We start from the raw sequence: 20291 nt of genomic DNA on the forward strand, positions 1-20291 counted from the left end.
AAGTACAGGCCCATCGCGAAACTCCTTTTCGTGCGCGTGGTGGCTCACGAGTCGGGGCGTTTCGTCGATGGGCCACTGCTGGAAATGTCAAACTTCTACTGCCACCCCGGCAGAGCCGGGGGGTCTCCCATTGGACTAGAATCATATAATTGGCTAGTGCTCCTTTGATTCCGAAGTTCGTAAACGTGGAGCCGCAATATGATACGAACTTCGGAATCGGAGCACTAGGGACGATCGGCCGCCAGGACACGAATGCCTGATTGCGCGGTGATTCTGAATTTTAGGATTCTCCGGCCGGCAGGCCGCCGTCGGCTTTTGAACGTCAGGGAAGACGTGCCAGATCGACTTTAGGCGGCTGCGTCCAGTTCGGCTTCGGCATCGAGATCGGCGATGACGTCCTCGAACGCGGAGATCGCCTGCTGAACCGCCGCGATCTGCATCAACTCCCAGCTGCTGACCGGCCCGTTGCGGTTCTGAAGCGCGACTACCAGGTCCCGCCGCTGCTCCTTGAGCTGGACGAGCGGCAAGCCGTGGTCCGGCAAATGTTTCAACATGATGCTTCAACCCCTCAATTGCACGAAACCCCGCTATACCGGGATTGGTCTGAAGTTCGCTTACAAAAGCCGCGCAAATTTTAACGACCGCCAAAACGGAGCCAAATTGCAGCCTTTCCCGGCAAAACCGGGCTGCCGCTGGTCGGTTTGGCCGCATTGCCAACCGATTTTTGGCCGACGATATTTCTAACGAGATGTTCTCGTCCTGGCGTTGATGCCCCGGAGATCCCCTATGCACGGAAAGATTGTGGTCGTGACCGGCGCCTCGGGCGCGCTCGGCCGGGTCGTGGTGGCTTCGGCGCTTGCCAAAGACGCGATGGTCGCCGGCATCGATTACGCCGCATCGGCGATCAAACCCACCGCCGAACGGATCGAGTTGGGCGGCGTCGACCTGACCGATGCCGCCGCGGCCAACAAGGCGATCGATGCAGCCGTTTCGCATTTCGGCAGGCTGGACGCGTTGGTCAATATCGCCGGCGGCTTTGCCTACGAGACGGCGGTCGAGAGCGATCCAAAGACCTGGCAACGAATGTACGCGCTGAATGTCCTGACCGCGCTGAACGCCTGTCGATCGGCGATCCCTCACCTCTGCAAATCCAATGCCGGTCGGATCGTCAATGTCGGCGCGATGGGCGCGATCCAGGCAGGCGCCGGCATGGGCGCCTATGCGGCGTCGAAAGCGGGCGTACACCGCCTCACCGAGGCCCTTGCCGCCGAATGGAAGGGCAAGATCACCGTGAACGCCGTTCTGCCATCGACGATCGACACCACCGCCAACCGCACCAGCATGCCGGATGCGGACTTTGCGAAATGGGTCAGGCCGGAAGAGCTGGCCGAAGTCATCCTGTTTCTCGTGAGCGGTGCGGCAAGCGCGGTTACGGGGGCGCTACTTCCGGTCAACGGACGCGTGTAGGGCGCGCCCTGGTCACCGCCCTTGATGCCGTCAAGCATCTCGGCAGTGATGTGGTAGAGCCCATTTCTGATCATCTTACGCCCGCAATCGATCCCTTTGGCGGAATACCTGCACAAGCACTGCCCGATCAATTCCGGCCAGAGTTAGAAGGCTGATCTGGGGTAAAATGAGCCGGTGAGTCGCTCAGACCCGTTCCGGAAAGTTTCGTCTTGGAAACCGCGCTCTATCTGCCCGTCAAACGCTTTCTCGAAAAGCTTGGCTTTACGGTCAAGGGCGAGATCGGCGGCTGCGATCTCGTCGCACTTTCCGGCGACGAGCCTCCGGTCGTGGTGATCGGCGAACTCAAGCTTTCCTTCAATCTCGAACTGATCTTGCAGGCGGTCGATCGCGCCGCTGCGAGCGACGAAGTCTGGCTCGCCGCCAAATTCTCCGAACGCGGCAAGGGCCGGGAGAGCGACGCGCGCTATCGCAATCTCTGCCGCCGCCTCGGTTTCGGGATGCTTGCGGTCACAAAATCGGGCACGGTCGAGGTGATCGTCTCTCCGACCACAACGCCTCGCCGCGACAACAAACGGCGCTCGCGCCTGATCGCCGAGCATCGCAAGCGCCAGGGCGATCCTGCACTCGGCGGCAGCACCCGCGCCCCGATCATGACCGCCTATCGCCAGCAGGCGCTGGCCTGCGCCTCTGCGCTATCGCCCGGCGCACGCAAAGTGCGTGATCTCAAGCCTGCGATTCCAGACGCGTCAAAGATTCTGCTGCACAACGTGTATGGCTGGTTCGAACGCATTGAGCGCGGGGTCTATGCTCTGACCGACGCAGGACGTGCGGCGCTCAAACGCTGGCCGCAGCAACCGATCGAGCCCGCCGGCGTTGAGGTCGCACCGTGATTGACCGCATGCACAGCCGACCCTGCATAGCTGAGTTGTCACACCAGTTTCATATTGCAATGCACCATAACCATCCCTAGATATCGGCCGCGACAATGATGGGGTCGGCGATGAGCCAGGATTGGAATACGAAATATGGACCGCGGCGCGTTCGGCGTGATCCGCCTACGCTCGAGGAGGCGATCTTCGCGGCGGCCGGCATCACCGAGGACCTGAGCGAGCAGGCGGAAATCGCGGCCTCGCTGATGGGCATGCCGATCGAGGCGGTCACTGCCGAAGTCAAGAAGACGAGCCGCATCCAGGCACGTTCCGCAACCCGCGTGATCGCCGGCGAGCAGGGCGCGCAGCGTTCTGTCGTGGTCGAACGTCGCGTGGTGCGCAAATTCGGCAACGATAAGCGGACCGGCACTTAAGGCAATTGCGGCGCGTCCAGAAGTCGGCGCCGCCGTTCGCCCGCTACGCAATCTTCCAGCCGTAAAGCCCCAGGAAGAATTTCCAGCAAGCGCGATTAAACTGGATGACCGCGCGGGCGGCATTGATCGGCGTGATAGCTGCCGCTCGCACCTTTTCCGGCTGAGGCTGCTGTTCCAGGTCAATCGTCCCTGCGGATTCGCCATGACGGAAGGTCAGATGCGCGCCAAACTTGTTGGCGAGCGCCCGCATCGCGTCGTTCTGCGCGCCAGTGGTAATCCGCAACGTGCGATAGCCTTCGGTCCGCGCTTCCTCGATCAGCTTTCGGAATAAAATGCTGCCGATGCGCTTGCGACGAAGGTCCGCCTCCACGCTAAAAGCAATCTCGGGCTGAAGGTCCTGTGCCGTTTCCGGTGGATGAAGTTCCGCGGCGCCTCGCACCACGCCGTCTTCGAGATAGGCGATGACGAGCGTACCGTCGCTCGCGCATTTCGCGGCATATCGCTCGATGAAGCTATGATCGATGAAACCGTGGAACCGGTCATGGCGGCTTGCATGATCAAGCCTCAACAGATGCTCACGCAATAGCGTCAGCGTTTCCCGCTGGCTGAGCGCCCGAACCGTGCCCTTGGCAACGGTCGAAGCGGCAACGTCTTGGTAGTTCACGTCCAATCTCCTCGTGGCAGCCCTCGAGGAGGCGTCGAATCCCTAGACCACTCATATTGTGCATTGCAACATGAAATGCAAGGCCGCGTTCGGCCCCGGCGCGATCATCGTTAATCGCCGCGATTGCAGCCCGAGCTAGAGGACCATCTGGGTCTGCGTCACCACCGCGACGAGCTTGCCGTCTTCGGTTTCAAGCCGCGTTTGCCAGACCTGCGTGCGCCGCCCGCGATGGATCGGCGTCGCGGTCGCAATGACGGTCATCCCCTCCTTCGCGCCGCCGATGAAGTTCGTCTTGCTTTCGATGGTTGTCGTACCTTTGGCATCCTCGGGTAAATTGATCACCGTTGCGGCCGCGCCCACCGAGTCCGCAAATGCCATCACCGCTCCGCCATGAACGATGTGGCCGAGCGTACAGAGGTCGGGACGGACCAGCATGCGCGCCACGACGCGGTCCTTGCCGGCTTCGACGAAGGTCACGCCCTTCAATTCCGCAAACGGCATCTTCATTGATTGAATTTTTTCAAGCGGCGTCATTCGCTGTCCTCCCACGCGCGCATTTCAAAGCCCGGACGCGAGGTTTTCAACTGCCACCTAGTGTCCCGATTCCGAAGTTCGTAGCATTTTACGGAGCCACGTTTCGAACTTCGAAACCGAAGAAACACTGGCGGCTACACCTTTTCCACCCCGCACCATTCGGCGATGAAGAGCGCCGTAGCCTTGGTCGATTTGCGCAAGGATTCGAGATCGACATATTCGTTGAAGCCGTGCATTGCCGCGCCGCTCGCACCAAAACACAGAGACGGAATGTTGTGGTTCAACCCGTAGAAGCGCGTGTCCGTCAGCGCGGTGAAGGCAAGTTCCGGCACCGCGCCGCCGTAAACCGCGTCATATGCTTTCGCGAAGGCGGCTTCCGCCTCCGACGAGTCCTTCAGCTCATAGCCCTCCGAAAGAAACCCGCACCATTCCACGCCGGGCGGATTGTTGGCGAGGAAGCGATGGCCTCGCGATGCCGCGGCGACGGACTTCAGAATCTCTTCCTGACAGTCGGCCACAGACCAGCCGGGCAGAATTGCGATCCGGCAATCGACGTCACACCACGCTGGCACGCTCGAGGCCCAGTCGCCGCCCTTGATGATACCGGGATTGAGGTTGATTGGATGAGTTACCTTGCCGAAGTGGCGATCGGCTTTGGCGCGCTCATTCCATTCGGCCTCGAGTTGCTGCAGCGATTGAATCAGGTGATACGCCGCAGTGATGGCGTTCGATCCACTGCCCGCCTCGAACACATGAACGGGATGACCGCGCACCTTCAGGCGAAACCAGATCACGCCGACCTGCGAGCGCACCATCTTGCCATTGGTCGGCTCCGGTATCAAACAGGCGTCAGCCCGATAGCCGCGCTGCAATGTTGAGAGCGCGCCGAGACCCGTGCTTTCCTCTTCAATGACCGACTGAAAATGAATCCGCGCAGCCGGCTTGAGGCCGGCGGCCCTGATCGCGTCGAGCGCATAAAGCGCGCCAATGGTGCCGGACTTCATGTCGCACGCGCCACGCCCGTACATGCGACCGTCCTTTACGACCGGAGCGAACGGCGGCGTTTCCCACATGTCGCGCGGTCCGGCGGGGACGACATCGCAGTGGCCTTGCAGGATCAGCGACCTGCCGCGGTCACTCGCCGGCCGATAGGTGCCGACAACGGTGCGAGCTTTGGAGAAATCGTGCTCGATCGGGCCAAAGCCGCGCAGTTCCCTGAGGTCCTCGACATCGATGTGCCAGTCGTCGACTTCGTAGCCGCGCTCGCGCAGGAGGTCGGCGATCATGTCCTGACACGGGCCCTCCGCGCCGCGCGTCGAAGGAATCGCGACAAAATCGCGGGTCGTCGCCAATTGCGCGTCAAAATTGGCATCGACCGCATCCTGGATCTTCTGTGTGATATCGTCTGAGTTCATCGCCCCGGAGTTCCCCGTCAGTCCTGACCAGGCGATTATAGCAGCGAACCTCGCCCGGCATACTCGGTGTGGTTTGAGAATCACCGCCGTCTCGATAGACTCTGTTTCTGGACTTTGCTGCCACGGGAAAATCTTCGATGACCGAACGTCATGTCACATTCTTGCCCGCGCGCTTCGGCAACCGGGTCGCGACGGGAAAGCTCGCTTTCCTGGCCGTTTTGGGACTGCTGGCGTTTGCCTCCGCGGCTCAAGCGACGGTTCTCTCGCGTGAGCAGGACATCCTCGATTTGAAGCTCGGGCAGCGCGTAAGAATCGACGACGGAACGTGTCCCGCGGGCCAGATCAAGGAAGTGTCGGGTGCCAAGATGGGAGAAGCCGGGGTGGTTCGGGCGCGGAAGTGCGTCCCCCGCACCGGGCCCAAGATGAAACCGGACCGGCCGGTGAGGTAGAGACGGACCGCCGCCTCAAATCAGAAAGGCCGGTCGATTCCAATGGCCTCATCAGTCATTCGGACGAGTTCGCCCCATGACTGACAGGGACGCGGGCAAGCCGCAAAAGCTTTCCAGGGACTGACGGCGCCGAAAAAACGACTCGTTCGCTATTGGATGAACTCGCCGCATTTCTGCACCGTACTGTCGGCTGCTCCCCAAGGCATGATCGGCACCGACGAGGTCGAATTCTTTGGCGAACCTTCGATCAGCTTGTCCGAGTAGACCATGTAGACCAGCACATTGCGCTTGGCATCGCAGCCACGAACGATCTGCATCTTCTTGAAGAAGAAAGAGCGACGTTGCCGGAACATGTCGTCGCCCTGCCCCAGCTTTTCCTTGAAATGGATGGGCCCGATCTGACTGCACGACAGCGAAATATCCGAGACCTGCTCGGCCACGCCCAGCCAGCCCTTGACGCCGCCCTTCTCGGGCACCGTGAAGTGACAGGCCACGCCCTCAACCTCGGGATCGTCAACGCCATAGGTCGCAAGCTTGTCGTTGGGGCTGAGCAATTTGAACACCGTGGAACGGCGAAAGATCAAGTCGGGCTCGTCCGCCGCTAGGGCAGCCGTTGCCGCCGAGGCCAGCAGAGCTGCCATCAGCAACAGGAGGCTGATTCTCAATCTTCGGTCATAAGTTTGCCGTGGGGCGCATGGCATGGAAGCCTCCTCTAACCTGACTGCGATGACGTGAACACCTTCGTCCCCGAAGATCGGGATCAAAAGGGTCGGCAACCCGTTGATCGACCGCGGGTTTGACTGGGAACCCGGGTCGATCGACGGCTGATGGTAATGGGTGCGGATTTTCCAACGGAGCTGTCAAATGAGGTGGACCCCCGATGTAGGGGCCGGCCGGCCCGGCGGAAAGGTCCTGAATTAGCGTGGCGTTAACATTAAGTGAGGCTTTTTTGTTACGCTTGGGGACAGATCACCGCTTCCAAGGCGTTCAACTGGTGAAGGCGTACCTCGTCTGCAACACTCAACCAGAAGCTGGAAAACGGAAGGCACACGCGTGAGCGGACACGGGGTTGGCTTTAGGGGTGGGCGGTTTTGGCAGTTCGCCATTTTTGCGGCGGCCGGAACGATGGGCCTCGCGCCGCAAGCGAAAGCTACCATCTACTATTGGGAAGATTCAGCGCCCGTCGTCAGGGAGCCAGCACCGAAGGCACAGCAGCGCCACGCCAAGGGAGCCCACCATGGCGATAAAAAGACTCGTGCCGTTCTTCAGAAAGAATTCAAACCGCAAGGGCCGCTGATTATTTCGATTTCCATCGCGCAGCAAAAGCTGCGCCTTTACGACGCCAACGGCCTGTACGCGGAATCGCCTGTTTCGACGGGTATGTCCGGCCACCCGACCCCGATGGGCGTTTTCAGCATCATCCAGAAGCAGAAATTCCACAAATCCAACATCTACAGCGGCGCACCGATGCCGTTCATGCAGCGGATCACCTGGTCTGGCGTCGCCATGCACGCCGGCGTGCTGCCGGGTTATCCGGCCTCGCACGGCTGCATTCGTATGCCCACGGCCTTCGCCGTCAAGATGTATGGCTGGACCCGGATGGGCGCGCGCGTCATCATCACGCCGGGTGATATAACCCCTGCGGGCTTCTCTCATCCCTTGCTTGCGACGATCAAGGCCGCGCCACAGCCGGTGACGATGCAGGAGAGCAAGACGGACATGGCTGCGGTTCAAGCGCCGGAAAAGCCGGTCGAGCCAGAGGCAAGCGCGCTGGCGAACGCCACCGAAGCGAAATTCGAATTGCGATCCAGGATCGCTCACGTCGAGCCAATCAAATCCGCTACCGAGGAGACCCTACCTTCGGCGGCATTGAAGACCGCCGACGCCAGCGGCGCACTGCCGGCGGCGCTCATAACGAACGAAGCGACTGGCGGTGTCCCGGCGAGCGACCCTGCACCGCAGGCTGCTCAGGCAACCGCCTCCGATCAGCAAACCTCGAAAGCCACGACTGCAACGAGCGCTCCGAAATCGGCGATTGATCCGAGCACCGCAAAGCGCGACGATGTGACTTCCTCGGACGCAAAGCCGGCCGAGAGTGCCGACGCGTCATCCTCAAAGACTGAGTCTGCCTCAAAGCTTGAGACCGCACCCGCAAAAAACGCCGCCAAGCACAACGACGCGCGAGCCGCAAGGGCGGCAAGCGGCTCTCCAGCCGAGGCGCCAAAGAGCGATGTCACGGCGGAAGTTCCGAGCCAGAAGCCGACCGATGCCGCACCCGCGGTCGCTGCCACGCCGCCGGTCGATCATGCAACCTCGCCCGCGGCAACGGCTGAGGCGCCGCTCAAGGATGACCTCAAGAGCGACTTTGCCAAGTCTGCTTCGCCGAAGGCCGATGCAGGCTTTGCGTTCCGGGGCTCAGGGCAGATTGCGGTCTTCGTCAGCCGCAAGGACTCGAAACTCTACATCCGGCAGAATTTCGCGCCGCTGTTCCAGATTCCGGTGACGATTACGGCCGACACGCGTCCGCTCGGCACGCATATTTTCACCGCGCAGGTCGATAGCCACGACGCCAATGTCTTGCATTGGTCGGTGGTGTCGCTGCCCGCCCTGTCGAAATCGGCCGAGCGCCACGCCGGAGAACGCACTTCTCGCGGCCACAGATTCGTGGGCGCGGCCCGGGCCGAAGCCAAGCCGCTACCTGTACCCGACACGCCCGCCGAAGCGCTGGACCGCCTCAGCCTGCCTCCCGAAGTCATGGCCAAGATCTACGATGCGGTCTCCACCGGTGGATCGATCATCGTCTCCGACCAGGGCATCGCCGCGGGCGAAACCGGCGAGGGAACGGATTTCATCGTCTCCCTGCGCTAGTGGTCCGATTCTAACATTCGCATCCCTTCTCAGCAGGTACCTTTGCGAATGTTAGAATCAAAGGACCACTAGCAATTATATGTTTCTAGTGGAGTTTCGGATTTGACATTCGCGTTTCGCGAGTTCGCGGCGAGGCGGGTAGCGAATGTCAAATCCACTCCACTAGCGCCTTTTTCAGGCGCTCGCAGCAAGGGAAAACCGGCTCCTCCTTTTCCGCGTCATGCGCTAAAAGACCGCCGGCATGGACCAATCCCCGACACTGACTTCGGCGCTGAGATCGCAATCTGGCACAGGCCGCGATGCGCTGGCGCCGCTTACCTTTCTTGGCTGGCGGCTGGGACTGACCGCAATTGTCGCAGGCCTTGCGGCCTCGTTTTTTCTCTGCGGCTACGCGCTGGTCTACTGGCGCAATGCCGATATGGATCTGATGGTCGTCTACAACGCGCTTGTTCTCAACGACGGCAAGCCGCAGCAATTCTTCGACCACACCGGCTATGTCACCATTCTTTCCGTGAAGGCCTGGTTCGAGATGTTGCACGCGTTCGGCCTTCTCGGCTCATGGTCGCTGTCGACCATGCCTCCGGCCTCCAATCCCCAAGCCTTCGATGCTGCCATGACCGACGCCATTCGCGCCGGTCGCCTGCTCGCCTGGCTGACCGCAAGCGCCTGTGTGCTGATCTTTGCCAGCCTGATCCGTGCCGTCGTCCGCGACCGGCGTCTTGCCCTGATCGCAACTTTTGCATTCGCCTTTTCCGGCGGGATTGCCGTGCATGAGCGGATCCTGCGTACCGAACTCGTGGCGGCGTGCCCGGTCATTTTCGCGCTGATGATTTTGATTGTGGTCGGGCGCCGCGCCAGTGTCGCGCGTCCGCTGTGGATGGCGCTCGCCGCCGCGCTTTGCATGCTGGGGCTGGAAAACAAGGTGCAAGCGGTCCTCCTGATCGCGGCACTGCCCTTTCTCAGCCTACCGTTTGGAGGCGCACAAGGCGCGAGCGTCGCCTTCTGGCGCGACGGCCGATCCGCGTTTCTACCGGCCCTTGTCGCGGTGGTTGCCGCGATCGTCGCGGTATGGATGGCATGGCCGCTCATCACGACCGGCTTCGACCGTTCGCTGCTTGATGCGGCCGGATTTCACGCATTGCTGCTTGGCCGCTTTGGAATCTATCAACTGCTGCTTCTCGTCGTGATCGGCGCATGCCTGCTGACCTATGCGGCACTCTGGCGGATCAGCGCGGCAGAGACCGTAACGTCGATGGCTGCCGTCGCGGCGGGTGCATCGCTAGCGCTGCTGATGCTCAACATCGACTACAACGCCAACAACGTAATTGCAGTCTTCAATCCACTGGAGAAGATGCTGAAGTTCGTCGATGCCGGAACGTCTGCGGCGGCAAGCCAATCAAGTGCCAGTGCCATCTTCCGGCTTTTGCTCGATGGTCTCGCCTCGGTCGCGGCACGCTATTCTTTCGTCTTGCACTCGTCTCCTCGCCCCACCGTTTTCATCACTTGGCTGATCGTGCCGGGTATCGTCTATGCAAGGCTACGCGGCGAGAGGCAGGCCGCGATCCAGGCCTTCCTGCTGCTGATGGCAGCGGTCGGCATCGATGCGCTCGGCGTGCGGCGAGGGCTGAAGTCCGAATACTTCATCTTCACCGACCCCTTGATCATCCTCGCCGGCGCGCTGCTGCTCGATCGGATGCCCGACCTGCGCTTTCAAAAATGGGCCTATCCGATCGCGCTGGTTCTTTTCACCCTGCAGATCGCGATCAGTCAGGCCGAGCCGGTCAAATACGCCTTCATGCGCCGCGGGCCAGAATCGATATGCGAGTGGAACCAGTATTACCTGCCGCTGATGCCGCTGCCCTGGTGCCCCGCAGGGCGAAGCTGATATCCGTTCTCGCGCTGGGAACCGCAGCACCGGAGAAGCTCGGACCCGCCAAAGCCGATATGGCGTTAAGCCGCAACTCGGCTATGATGGATCAGGTGGGGAAACCGCGCGCAGAAGGCGCGGTCAGAGCGCAAGGAAAACCAGGATGCGGACGGCGGCAGGACTAATCGTTGCAGGCGTGATTTCATTTTGCGCGAGCGGAGCGGCATGGTCGCAAACCCCGCCCGCCAAGACCGACGCCAAGCCCGCTGCTACCCAGGCTACCGCCGCAACACCTGTGCCGGCGGCCCCCACCCTAAACAAGATGCCGTGTTCCAATCCCGACGCACTTGGAATCAGCCGCGTCGTTGAGGTCGACACCACGGGCGGCCCCGGATTCGGCTTCGAGCACTTCAAGCAGCTCGACTTCCTGCGCGACAAGGAGGTCGTGCTGACCTTTGACGACGGCCCGTGGCCGGAGAACACGCCCGCCGTCCTCAAGGCTCTCGCCAACGAGTGCACGACCGGGATTTTCTTTTCGATCGGCAAACACGCGACCTACTATCCCGAAATTCTCAAGGAGGTTGCCGCGGCCGGCCACACCATCGGGACCCACACCTGGTCGCACGCGAATCTCAACAACAAGAAGCTGACCGAAGACCAGCGCAAGGAAGAGATCGAGAAGGGCTTCTCGGCCGTGAAGTGGGCGCTCGGGGGCGTCGCGCCTGCCCCGTTCTTCCGCTTCCCCGCGCTGCAACATCCGCCGGAGATGGTGACCTATCTCGGCACGCGGAATATCGCGATCTTCTCCTGCGACCTCGATTCCTTTGACTTCAAAGCAAAGAACGCGCAGCAGGTCATCGACGTCACGATGAAGAAGCTCGACAAGCTCGGCAAGGGCATCATCCTGCTGCACGATTTCCACAAGCATACCGCCGAGGCGTTGCCTACCTTGCTGCGCAGATTGAAGGAAGGCGGCTACAAGGTCGTGTGGATGAAGCCCAAGGCGCCCGTTCAAACGCTTCCGCAATACGACGAAGAACTTCTGAAGGACACCAAGCTGCCTACCGTGAGCACACGGCCGGTATCGAGCGTGGTGCAGACGATTTCGGAATAGCGCCTCACCGGGTCGCGACAGCACTGTGACGGTATTCAAGATCGATGGCTACGTGATCGTGTCCGCCGACGGGATGTTGGCGGATACGAGCCACGTGATGCCGGAAACGCTGAAATTCGAGGGCGACAAGCAGTTCTTTACGGCCGCGCTCGATTCCGCCGAGCTGATCGTCCATGGCCGTCATTCGGAAGAGGGCCAGCCGAATTCGCCGCATCGAAAACGGATTATCCTGACGCGTAAGGTCGCCGGCACCGCCCACGACCCCTCCAATCCGAAAGCGACACTCTGGAATCCGGCCGGCGCGTCGTTCGAGGCGGCATGCGACCATGCCGGCATTCATTCGGGTACGATTGCGATCATTGGCGGACCTAACGTGTTCGACATGTTCTTGGACCGCTACGACACGTTCTGGCTTTCGGAAGCCCCAAAGGTCCGCTTGCCCGGCGGAGAGCCCGTGTTCTTAGGCGTGCCCCGTCTGACGCCGCGGCAAATCCTGGCGCAGCACGGCCTTAAGCCGGGCGAAAGCCAGATTCTCGACGAAACCAACGGCGTCACGGTGACGCCTTGGCGACGAGCGGAGGGGCCGCAATCGCTTGCGAACTTCGGAATCGGAGCTCTAGACGTCGTAGGCCGGCTCGACGGCCTTGGCCATTCGGCCGCTCCCCGCGATCATGAGTAAGGCGCCGATCAGCGACAGATTTTTCAGCGCCTGGAACATATTGTTTGTCGCTTCGGCCCCGGTCTGATTCCAGAAATCGTGGAAATAGAACGTCGCAGCCGCCACGAACAGCGCCAGTACGATCGCAAAGAAGCGCGCGCCAAAGTTCACGGCGATCATGACACCGCAGATCACTTCGATCGCACCCGACGCAATCGCCAGGATATTGGCCATCGGCATGCCCGTGAGACTCTCGAGCTGGGCGGTATAGGGAGCTACGATCGCCGGGAGGATGATCTTCTGTGTCATCTGCGCCGTCGCCGACACGTTCATGAGCTTCAGGGCTCCGGACAACACGAACAGCACGGAGAACAGAATTCGTCCAAGTGTAACAAGCGCTGGCATCATCGGCCTCTCTGGGTCGTTGGCTCAGGGATCGCTAAACGATTATGGGGGTTCCGCGCTGGCTTTTCAAACGGTCAATCGATGCCTTCTCGCCCTACCCGAACAACGACGGCTGCAGCCGCCCTGTCGGCTCCTGGGCCTCCACGGCGGCTATCGCCGTCATATTGAGGATGCCGCGTGCGGTGACCGATGGTGTGAGAATGTGCGCCGGCCGTGACGTTCCGATGAGGATCGGACCCACCGGCAGAGCATCGGCCACCGACTTGATCATCTGATAGGCGACGTTGGCGGTGTCGAGGTTAGGCATGACCAGCACATTTGCCTCGCCTTCAAGGTTGGAATGCGGCAGGACCAGCCTGCGGGCCGCCTCGGAAAGCGCGGTATCGCCCTGCATTTCGCCGTCCGCCTCGATCTCCGGATGCTTCTCGCGCAACAACGCCGTCGCGCGGCGCATCTTGCGAGAGGAATCCGTGTCAAAGCTGCCGAAATCGGAATGCGACACGAAGGCGATCTTGGGCTTGATGTTGAAGCGCTGAACGTGAACCGCTGCCAGCGCCGCCATTTCGGCGATTTCCTCGGCGCTTGGATTCGGGCGCACCTGGGTATCGGCGATGAAATAGGACCCCTTGCGCGTGATCAGCAGGGAAAGCGCCGCGAAGTCGCTTACCCCCGGCCGGAAGCCAATGATTTCGCGCACGTGGCGCAAATGGCTCCGATAGCCGCCCTCGACGCCGCAGATCATGGCGTCAGCCTCACCGCGGCTGACCGCGAGCGCAGCAATGACGGTAGCATTGGTCCGAACCATCGTTCGCGCGGCATCCGGCGTCACGCCATGCCGGCCGGCGATGTTGATGTACGATTGGACGTAGGAACGATAACGGGGATCGTCCTCGGGATTGATGAGGTCGAAATCCTTGCCGGCCTTGATCGCGAGGCCAAACCGCTTGATCCGCGCTTCGACCACTGAAGGCCGGCCGACGAGGATCGGCCGCGCGACGTTCTCTTCCAGCACCACCTGCGCCGCATGCAACACACGCTCGTCTTCGCCCTCGGCGTAGATCACCCGGACCGGCTGGCTCTTTGCCTTGGCGAAAATCGGCTTCATGATCAGCCCGGAGCGGAACGCGAAGCGCTCGAGGTGGACTGCGTATTCCTCGAATTTCGCGATCGGCCGCGTTGCCACGCCGGAATCCATCGCCGCTTTGGCGACCGCCGGCGCGATGCGCAGGATCAAGCGCGGATCGAACGGACCCGGAATGAGCGAGCCCGGGCCAAAGCCTTGTGCCTGGCCGGTGTCGAAGCCCGGCGTGAGCGCATCGACCGGCGGATCGCGTGCCAGTTGTGCGATCGCATCCACCGCTGCTTTCTTCATTTCCTCATTGATTGCGGTCGCACCGACATCGAGCGCGCCGCGGAAGATGAACGGAAAGCACAGAACGTTGTTGACCTGGTTGGGAAAGTCAGACCGACCGGTGCAGATCATCGCATCGGGGCGCGCCTTTCGCGCTTCGTCCGGCATGATCTCCGGATCCGGATTAGCGAGCGCCATCACCAGCGGCTGGGCGGCCATCTGCTTGACCATCTCGGGCTTCAGCACGTTGGGCGCGGAAAGGCCGAGGAAGATATCAGCGCCGGAAATGACGTCGGCGAGTACGCGCTTGTCGGTCTTCTGCGCGTAGACCGACTTCCAGCGATCCATCAGCTTGGCGCGGCCTTCGTAGACGACGCCTTCGATATCGCAGACCCAGATGTTTTCACGCTTGGCACCCATCGACACCAGCAGATTGAGACAGGCGAGCGCCGCAGCGCCTGCACCCGAGCAGACGATCTTGACGTCGGACAGTTTCTTGCCGTTCAGGAACAGAGCGTTGGTGATAGCCGCACCGACGATGATCGCCGTGCCATGCTGATCATCGTGGAAGACCGGAATTTTCATCCGCTCCTTGAGCTGGGCTTCGATCTCAAAGCAGTCCGGTCCCTTGATGTCCTCAAGGTTTATGCCGCCAAAGGTCGGTTCGAGGGCTGCGACCGTCTCGACCACGCGCTCAATGGTGTCGGCGGCAATCTCGATATCGAAGACATCGATGCCGGCGAACTTCTTGAACAGGACCGCCTTGCCTTCCATGACCGGCTTGGAGGCGAGCGGCCCGATATTCCCGAGGCCGAGCACGGCGGTGCCGTTGGTGACCACCGCAACCAGGTTGGCGCGCGAGGTGAGAGACGCCGCTTCTGCCGGGTTCTTGGCGATTTCGGTACAGGCGTACGCGACGCCCGGCGAATAGGCGAGAGCGAGATCGCGCTGGTTTGCGAGCGGCTTGGTCGCCTGGATCTCGAGCTTGCCCGGCCGCGGCAGCCGGTGATAAGCGAGCGCCGCGGCGTGAAGTTCGTCGGAATAGGACATTCGCTTCCCCCGGGGGCGCACTATGCCCCGAAACAATGTTTTTCGGTGGTATCTGCCGTTCAGTTTTGTGGCAAATTGAGCCGGATGTGAAGCTCGCGCAACTGTTTCGGCGTGACCTCGGAGGGAGCGCCCATCATCAGGTCTTCCGCCCGCTGGTTCATCGGGAACAGCACGACTTCGCGCAAGTTCTCTTCGCCACATAACAGCATGACGATCCGGTCGATGCCGGGCGCGATGCCGCCGTGCGGCGGTGCTCCGAGCGAAAGCGCCCGCAGCATGCCGCCGAATTTCGCCTCCAGGACGTCCTCCGGGTAGCCTGCAATCGCAAACGCCTTCTTCATCACATCGGGACGATGATTGCGGATTGCTCCCGACGATAGCTCCGTACCATTGCAGACGATGTCGTACTGAATGGCCTTCAGGCCCAGCAGCTTTTCGTGGTCGTTCGGATCGAGCTTCAAGAACTCTTCCGGCTCGATGTTCGGCATCGAGAACGGGTTGTGCGAGAAGTCGATCTTCTTCTCTTCCTCATTCCAGTCGAACATCGGGAAGTCGACGATCCAGCAGAACATGAACTGGCCCTTCTCGACCAGGTTCAACTCCTCGCCGAGCCTGGTGCGGGCAAGGCCTGCGAACTTCCAGAACTTGTCGGGATCGCCGGCAACGAAGAACGCAGCATCGCCTTCCTTCAATCCGAGTTGCGCACGGATTGCTTCTGTGCGCTCCGGACCGATATTGTTCGCGAGCGGGCCTGCGCCCTCGCCGCCTTCGCGCCAGAAGATATAACCAAGTCCGGGTTGGCCCTCGCCTTGCGCCCAGGAATTCATCCGGTCGCAGAAGGCGCGCGAGCCGCCGCCCTCACCGGGGATCGCCCACACCTGGTTCTTCGGGTCTTCCAGCATTCGCGCGAACACTTTGAAACCGGAGCCGCGGAAATGCTCCGACACGACCTGCATCTCGATGGGATTGCGCAGGTCCGGCTTGTCGGTGCCGTATTTGCTCACCGCGGTCGCGTACGGAATCATCGGGAATTTCGCGGTGACGGACTTTCCTTCCGCGAACTCCTCGAACACGCCGCGCATGACAGGCTCGACCGCGTTGAACACGTCTTCCTGGGTGACGAAGCTCATCTCGATATCGAGCTGGTAGAATTCGCCCGGCGAGCGGTCGGCGCGCGCGTCCTCATCGCGGAAGCACGGCGCGATCTGGAAATAGCGATCAAAGCCCGCCACCATCGTGAGCTGCTTGAACTGCTGGGGCGCCTGCGGCAGCGCATAGAACTTGCCCGGATGCAGCCGCGACGGCACCAGGAAGTCGCGGGCGCCCTCCGGCGAGGACGCTGTGAGGATCGGAGTCTGGAACTCGAAGAACCCCTGGTCTTTCATCCGCTTGCGGATGGAATCGATAATCTGGCCGCGCTTGATGATATTTTGATGCAGCTTGTCGCGGCGAAGGTCGAGGAACCGGTACTTGAGCCTGATATCTTCAGGATATTCCTGCTCGCCGAACACCGGCATCGGCAGCTCGGCCGCCGGTCCAAGCACTTCGATTTCGGTGGCATAGACCTCGACCAGCCCAGTCGCCAGTTCCAGGTTGTCGGTACCATCCGGCCGCCGCCGCACCTTGCCGTCGATCCGGACCACCCATTCCGAGCGCAGTTTTTCTGCCACTTTGAAAGCCGGCGAATCCGGGTCAGCGACGCATTGCGTCAGACCGTAATGGTCACGCAGATCGACGAACAGGACCCCGCCATGGTCGCGAATGCGATGGCACCAGCCGGACAAGCGAACGTTCTGGCCGATGTCGCTCTCCCGGAGCGCGCCGCAGGTATGGGACCGGTAACGATGCATCGAGTTTCCATCAATCAAGTGTCGGAGGGGTCGAATCGAGCTACCCCAGGGGCCTGCCCAAAGAGGTTGAGGGTTTACCCGAGGCCGTCATGCGCGGCAACCGACCAAAGCCGCTCCGGGAGGCGCAAAAAGCGGAAACCGTGCCCTGATCCAGGCGAGCGATTGTCTAATCGCCACATATGCCTATCTTGATGACATGACCGTGCATTTCCCCTTCCAGAACACCTACGCCGCGCTGCCGGAGGGCTTTTTTGCCCGCGTGACCCCAACGCCCGTGGCCGCGCCCCGGCTCATCAAGCTGAACCGGCCGCTGGCGGTCCGGCTTGGACTTGATCCCGATATGCTCGAGAGCCCGGAAGGGGTGGAAATCCTCGCCGGCAAGCGCGTCCCGAACGGTGCCGACCCCATCGCCATGGCCTATGCCGGCCACCAGTTTGGCTATTTCGTTCCGCAGCTGGGCGACGGCCGCGCCATCCTGCTTGGCGAAGTCGTCGATATCGACGGTGTCCGGCGCGATATCCAGCTCAAAGGCTCTGGCCCCACCCCGTACTCCCGCCGCGGCGACGGCCGCGCCGCGCTCGGTCCGGTCCTGCGCGAGTACATCGTCAGCGAGGCAATGGCGGCGCTGGGAATTCCGACCACGCGATCGCTTGCGGCGACCATCACCGGTGAAAGTGTCATGCGCGAAACGGTGCTACCGGGCGCCGTGCTGGCCCGCGTGGCCTCGAGCCATATCCGCGTCGGTACATTCCAGTACTTTGCGGCCCGCGGCGACACCGAGGGCATCAAGCGTCTCGCCGACCATGCCATTGCCCGGCACTATCCGAATGCTGCCGGTGCCGACCGTCCCTATCACGCCTTGCTCGAGGGCGTGATCGCACGACAGGCCGACCTGGTCGCGCGCTGGCTGCTCGTCGGCTTCATTCACGGTGTCATGAATACCGACAACACGTCGATCTCCGGCGAAACGATCGACTACGGACCTTGCGCGTTCCTCGATCACTACGATCCGGCGGCGGTGTTTTCCTCGATCGACGAACACGGCCGTTACGCCTACGCCAACCAACCTCGCATTGCGCTCTGGAATCTGACGCGGCTCGCCGAATGCCTGCTGTCGCTGTTTTCGGACGACAAAGACAAGGCGATCGAACAAGCCCAGAGCATTCTCGGCGAGTTTCCGGGGAGATTTACCTTGGCCTATCAGGCCGGGCTGCGGCAGAAAATCGGCATGTTCACCAGACGGGACGGCGACGAGGCCCTGGCGCAAGACCTCCTGGACACCATGGCCAAAGGTCAGGCCGACTTCACCGTCACATTCCGCCGGCTCAGCGATGCCGCGGAGGATGCCAACCGCGATTCGGACGTCCGTCAGCTTTTTGCGGACCCCTCAGCCTATGACGACTGGGTGGCGCGATGGCGGCAACGCATCGGCGGCGAACCGCAAACGCCAGCCCAACGCGCATCGGCCATGCGGGCCGTCAACCCGGCTTTCATCCCGCGCAACCACCGGATCGAGGCGGTGATCGCGGCTGCCATCGGCCGCGACGATTTTGCGCCGTTCGAAAAGCTCCTCGCGGTTCTCTCGAAACCCTATGACGTGCAGCCCGCGTTTGCCGATTACGCCACCCCTCCTGAACCGGATCAGCGCGTGCTCCGGACATTTTGCGGCACATAGATCGTTAACCTTCCACCGAACATTGGGCGGGCTACGCCGCGCGAAGCGTCGAAAATTAAGGAGCGTTCAATCGCTTTCCAGCAAACCTGCCGGTTTGTTTGGGGGACCTTTACGTGGACGCACTCGTTTTCGAATTCATGGGCCTGGCGATGCTTGGACTCTGCGTCATCGTACTGGCCGTTCCCGCCGCGAGGCGGCCGTCGGATCGCCGCGTGAGCGGCTCCTGATCGAGCTGAGGCCAGAAAAATCGCCCGAACGGCTGCGCCGTTCGGCGACCGTTTGCCTTGAATGACGCGCCCGGCGTAGAATTCAGGTCTCGATTTCGCCGCAACGCCCTTGACATATCAGCGCTTTCGGCCGAACGCCCTTCGGTAAAGCGTGATGGACCGTTTATGGATCTAATTACCACGACTGCGGAACTCTCTGCCCTCTGTGATCGCCTCGCCAAGCACCGGGTCATCACGGTCGATACTGAATTCCTTCGCGAGACCACCTACTACCCCCTGCTGTGCGTCGTGCAAATGGCGAGCGCGGAGGAAGCGGCGGTGATCGATGCGCTGGCCGAAGGCATCGACCTCAAGTCCTTTTTTGAATTGATGTCCAACGAGAAGGTGCTGAAGGTCTTTCACGCCGCCCGCCAGGACATCGAGATCGTCTGGCACCGCGCCGGCATCGTTCCTCACCCGATTTTCGACACGCAGGTGGCCGCCATGGCGCTCGGCTATGGCGACTCAATTGCATATGACGCGCTGGTCGAGCGCGTCACCGGCCATCGCCCCGACAAGACCCATCGCTTTACCGATTGGTCGCGGCGTCCGTTGACGGACGACCAGACGCACTACGCGCTGGCCGACGTCACCCATCTGCGCGACGTGTTCGCAGCGCTCGATGCCGATCTCAGAAAGCGTGGCCGCGGCGATTGGGTCAGCGAGGAGATGGAGGTTCTGACGAGCCCCAGGACTTATGACTTTCATCCTGAGCGCGCCTGGGAGCGTCTCAAGACTCGGGTGCGCAAGCCAAAGGAACTGGCCGTACTGATCGAGGTCGCCGCGTGGCGCGAGCAGGAAGCGCAAAGCCGGGACGTTCCGCGCGGCCGCATCCTGAAGGACGACGCCGTCGGCGATATCGCCACCCACGCACCGACCAATCTTGAAAGGCTGGCTCATCTGCGCTCGCTGCCGAAAGGGTTCGACCGCTCGAAATGGGGCGCTGATATCGTCGCGGCTGTGCAGCGCGGCCTCGCGCGTGATCTTTCGGCGCTGCCAAGAATCGAAAAGCCGCGCAGTAATTCCAACGGCGCAGCGGTTGTCGAATTGCTCAAGGTCCTGCTGCGCATGACGTCGGAACGTCACGCAGTTGCAAGCAAGGTCATCGCGACCGTCGACGATCTCGAACAGATCGCGGCCGATGACAACGCCGACGTCGGTGCCCTGCACGGCTGGCGCCGGGAATTGTTCGGCGAAGCGGCGCTCGCGCTCAAGCAGGGCCGACTCGCGCTCGCGATCGAGAAAGGCCGGGTTGTAAAAGTTGATCGGCCCTAACGAAAACGAGCAGTGGGTCCAAGGCCCCTTACCGCCGTCAGTGCTGCTGCTTGCGAACGCTTTCGCGGCCTTCGATACTT

Annotated in this window: 17 protein-coding genes and 1 pseudogene; 10 read left to right on the forward strand and 8 right to left on the reverse strand. The window is 61.5% G+C overall.

Going from position 1 to position 20291, the window contains the following annotated elements; translation table 11 throughout:
• Positions 1 to 347 precede the first annotated feature (347 nt).
• Complete coding sequence (locus M6D32_RS10040) at positions 348 to 554, reverse strand: hypothetical protein (protein ID WP_298255746.1); 207 nt, start codon at positions 552 to 554, stop codon at positions 348 to 350.
• 232 nt (positions 555 to 786) lie between these two features.
• Between M6D32_RS10040 and fabG the strand changes: the two genes are divergently transcribed.
• From fabG to M6D32_RS10055, 3 genes are all read left to right on the forward strand, one after another.
• A complete protein-coding gene (gene fabG, locus M6D32_RS10045; protein WP_298255747.1) occupies positions 787 to 1467 on the forward strand; it encodes a 3-oxoacyl-ACP reductase FabG in 681 nt (226 codons plus the stop codon).
• A 209-nt stretch (positions 1468 to 1676) separates the two neighbouring features.
• Complete coding sequence (locus M6D32_RS10050) at positions 1677 to 2357, forward strand: DUF2161 family putative PD-(D/E)XK-type phosphodiesterase (RefSeq protein WP_298255748.1); 681 nt, start codon at positions 1677 to 1679, stop codon at positions 2355 to 2357.
• Between the two features lie 110 nt (positions 2358 to 2467).
• The gene (locus tag M6D32_RS10055) at positions 2468 to 2770 is read left to right on the forward strand and encodes a hypothetical protein (protein ID WP_298255749.1); all 303 of its coding nucleotides are present in this window, start codon (positions 2468 to 2470) and stop codon (positions 2768 to 2770) included.
• A gap of 43 nt (positions 2771 to 2813) precedes the next feature.
• Here the strand turns inward: M6D32_RS10055 and M6D32_RS10060 are convergent, their stop codons facing one another.
• The 3 genes from M6D32_RS10060 to M6D32_RS10070 form a co-directional block, all read right to left on the reverse strand.
• Positions 2814 to 3434, reverse strand: coding sequence for a GNAT family N-acetyltransferase (locus tag M6D32_RS10060; RefSeq protein WP_298255750.1), 621 nt, complete (start codon positions 3432 to 3434; stop codon positions 2814 to 2816).
• Positions 3435 to 3569: 135 nt separating this feature from the next.
• The gene (locus tag M6D32_RS10065; RefSeq protein ID WP_298255751.1) at positions 3570 to 3968 is read right to left on the reverse strand and encodes a PaaI family thioesterase; all 399 of its coding nucleotides are present in this window, start codon (positions 3966 to 3968) and stop codon (positions 3570 to 3572) included.
• Positions 3969 to 4102: 134 nt separating this feature from the next.
• Complete coding sequence (locus tag M6D32_RS10070) at positions 4103 to 5383, reverse strand: ArgE/DapE family deacylase (protein WP_298255752.1); 1281 nt, start codon at positions 5381 to 5383, stop codon at positions 4103 to 4105.
• Positions 5384 to 5520: 137 nt separating this feature from the next.
• On the opposite strand from M6D32_RS10070, the gene M6D32_RS10075 reads away from it, so the two are divergent.
• Positions 5521 to 5832 (forward strand): DUF6719 family protein, encoded by a 312-nt coding sequence (locus M6D32_RS10075; protein WP_298255753.1) that lies wholly within the window; start codon positions 5521 to 5523, stop codon positions 5830 to 5832.
• Between the two features lie 149 nt (positions 5833 to 5981).
• On the opposite strand, the gene M6D32_RS10080 is transcribed toward M6D32_RS10075, so the two are convergent.
• Positions 5982 to 6473: a CreA family protein gene (locus M6D32_RS10080; RefSeq protein WP_298255780.1), complete on the reverse strand. Its 492-nt coding sequence runs from the start codon at positions 6471 to 6473 to the stop codon at positions 5982 to 5984.
• A gap of 412 nt (positions 6474 to 6885) precedes the next feature.
• On the opposite strand from M6D32_RS10080, the gene M6D32_RS10085 reads away from it, so the two are divergent.
• The 4 genes and pseudogenes from M6D32_RS10085 to M6D32_RS10100 all read left to right on the forward strand — a co-directional run.
• The gene (locus tag M6D32_RS10085; protein ID WP_298255754.1) at positions 6886 to 8700 is read left to right on the forward strand and encodes a L,D-transpeptidase family protein; all 1815 of its coding nucleotides are present in this window, start codon (positions 6886 to 6888) and stop codon (positions 8698 to 8700) included.
• Positions 8701 to 8941: 241 nt separating this feature from the next.
• Complete coding sequence (locus M6D32_RS10090; protein WP_298255755.1) at positions 8942 to 10585, forward strand: hypothetical protein; 1644 nt, start codon at positions 8942 to 8944, stop codon at positions 10583 to 10585.
• Between the two features lie 145 nt (positions 10586 to 10730).
• Complete coding sequence (locus M6D32_RS10095) at positions 10731 to 11681, forward strand: polysaccharide deacetylase family protein (RefSeq protein ID WP_298255756.1); 951 nt, start codon at positions 10731 to 10733, stop codon at positions 11679 to 11681.
• A gap of 73 nt (positions 11682 to 11754) precedes the next feature.
• Positions 11755 to 12255 (forward strand): annotated as a pseudogene (locus M6D32_RS10100) (dihydrofolate reductase); the annotation flags it as partial.
• A 42-nt stretch (positions 12256 to 12297) separates the two neighbouring features.
• Here the strand turns inward: M6D32_RS10100 and M6D32_RS10105 are convergent.
• The 3 genes from M6D32_RS10105 to aspS form a co-directional block, all read right to left on the reverse strand.
• Positions 12298 to 12744: a DoxX family protein gene (locus tag M6D32_RS10105; protein ID WP_298255757.1), complete on the reverse strand. Its 447-nt coding sequence runs from the start codon at positions 12742 to 12744 to the stop codon at positions 12298 to 12300.
• Positions 12745 to 12838: 94 nt separating this feature from the next.
• The gene (locus tag M6D32_RS10110) at positions 12839 to 15145 is read right to left on the reverse strand and encodes an NADP-dependent malic enzyme (RefSeq protein WP_298255758.1); all 2307 of its coding nucleotides are present in this window, start codon (positions 15143 to 15145) and stop codon (positions 12839 to 12841) included.
• A gap of 59 nt (positions 15146 to 15204) precedes the next feature.
• Positions 15205 to 16995 (reverse strand): aspartate--tRNA ligase, encoded by a 1791-nt coding sequence (gene aspS / locus M6D32_RS10115; RefSeq protein WP_298255759.1) that lies wholly within the window; start codon positions 16993 to 16995, stop codon positions 15205 to 15207.
• A 196-nt stretch (positions 16996 to 17191) separates the two neighbouring features.
• Here aspS and M6D32_RS10120 point away from each other — a divergent pair, with 196 nt between their 5' ends.
• Entirely contained in the window at positions 17192 to 18670 is a 1479-nt protein-coding gene (locus tag M6D32_RS10120) for a protein adenylyltransferase SelO (protein WP_298255760.1), read from the forward strand.
• Between the two features lie 392 nt (positions 18671 to 19062).
• Positions 19063 to 20211, forward strand: a complete 1149-nt coding sequence (gene rnd / locus M6D32_RS10125) for a ribonuclease D (protein WP_298255761.1) — start codon at positions 19063 to 19065, stop codon at positions 20209 to 20211.
• Positions 20212 to 20291 lie beyond the last annotated feature (80 nt).

It is taken from the genome of Bradyrhizobium sp. (genome assembly GCF_027307225.1).
In the GTDB taxonomy this organism is placed as follows: Bacteria; Pseudomonadota; Alphaproteobacteria; order Rhizobiales; family Xanthobacteraceae; genus Bradyrhizobium.

What these genes read in the sequence shown, in the direction of transcription:
- M6D32_RS10040 (WP_298255746.1), bottom strand. Translation starts at nt 554, where the DNA reads ATGTTGAAACATTTGCCGGACCACGGCTTGCCGCTCGTCCAGCTCAAG.
- M6D32_RS10070 (WP_298255752.1), bottom strand. Translation starts at nt 5,383, where the DNA reads ATGAACTCAGACGATATCACACAGAAGATCCAGGATGCGGTCGATGCC.
- rnd (WP_298255761.1), top strand. Translation starts at nt 19,063, where the DNA reads ATGGATCTAATTACCACGACTGCGGAACTCTCTGCCCTCTGTGATCGC.
- M6D32_RS10080 (WP_298255780.1), bottom strand. Translation starts at nt 6,473, where the DNA reads ATGGCAGCTCTGCTGGCCTCGGCGGCAACGGCTGCCCTAGCGGCGGAC.
- M6D32_RS10065 (WP_298255751.1), bottom strand. Translation starts at nt 3,968, where the DNA reads ATGACGCCGCTTGAAAAAATTCAATCAATGAAGATGCCGTTTGCGGAA.
- aspS (WP_298255759.1), bottom strand. Translation starts at nt 16,995, where the DNA reads ATGCATCGTTACCGGTCCCATACCTGCGGCGCGCTCCGGGAGAGCGAC.
- M6D32_RS10105 (WP_298255757.1), bottom strand. Translation starts at nt 12,744, where the DNA reads ATGCCAGCGCTTGTTACACTTGGACGAATTCTGTTCTCCGTGCTGTTC.
- M6D32_RS10095 (WP_298255756.1), top strand. Translation starts at nt 10,731, where the DNA reads ATGCGGACGGCGGCAGGACTAATCGTTGCAGGCGTGATTTCATTTTGC.
- M6D32_RS10120 (WP_298255760.1), top strand. Translation starts at nt 17,192, where the DNA reads ATGACCGTGCATTTCCCCTTCCAGAACACCTACGCCGCGCTGCCGGAG.
- M6D32_RS10110 (WP_298255758.1), bottom strand. Translation starts at nt 15,145, where the DNA reads ATGTCCTATTCCGACGAACTTCACGCCGCGGCGCTCGCTTATCACCGG.
- M6D32_RS10075 (WP_298255753.1), top strand. Translation starts at nt 5,521, where the DNA reads ATGACCGAACGTCATGTCACATTCTTGCCCGCGCGCTTCGGCAACCGG.
- M6D32_RS10055 (WP_298255749.1), top strand. Translation starts at nt 2,468, where the DNA reads ATGAGCCAGGATTGGAATACGAAATATGGACCGCGGCGCGTTCGGCGT.
- M6D32_RS10090 (WP_298255755.1), top strand. Translation starts at nt 8,942, where the DNA reads ATGGACCAATCCCCGACACTGACTTCGGCGCTGAGATCGCAATCTGGC.
- fabG (WP_298255747.1), top strand. Translation starts at nt 787, where the DNA reads ATGCACGGAAAGATTGTGGTCGTGACCGGCGCCTCGGGCGCGCTCGGC.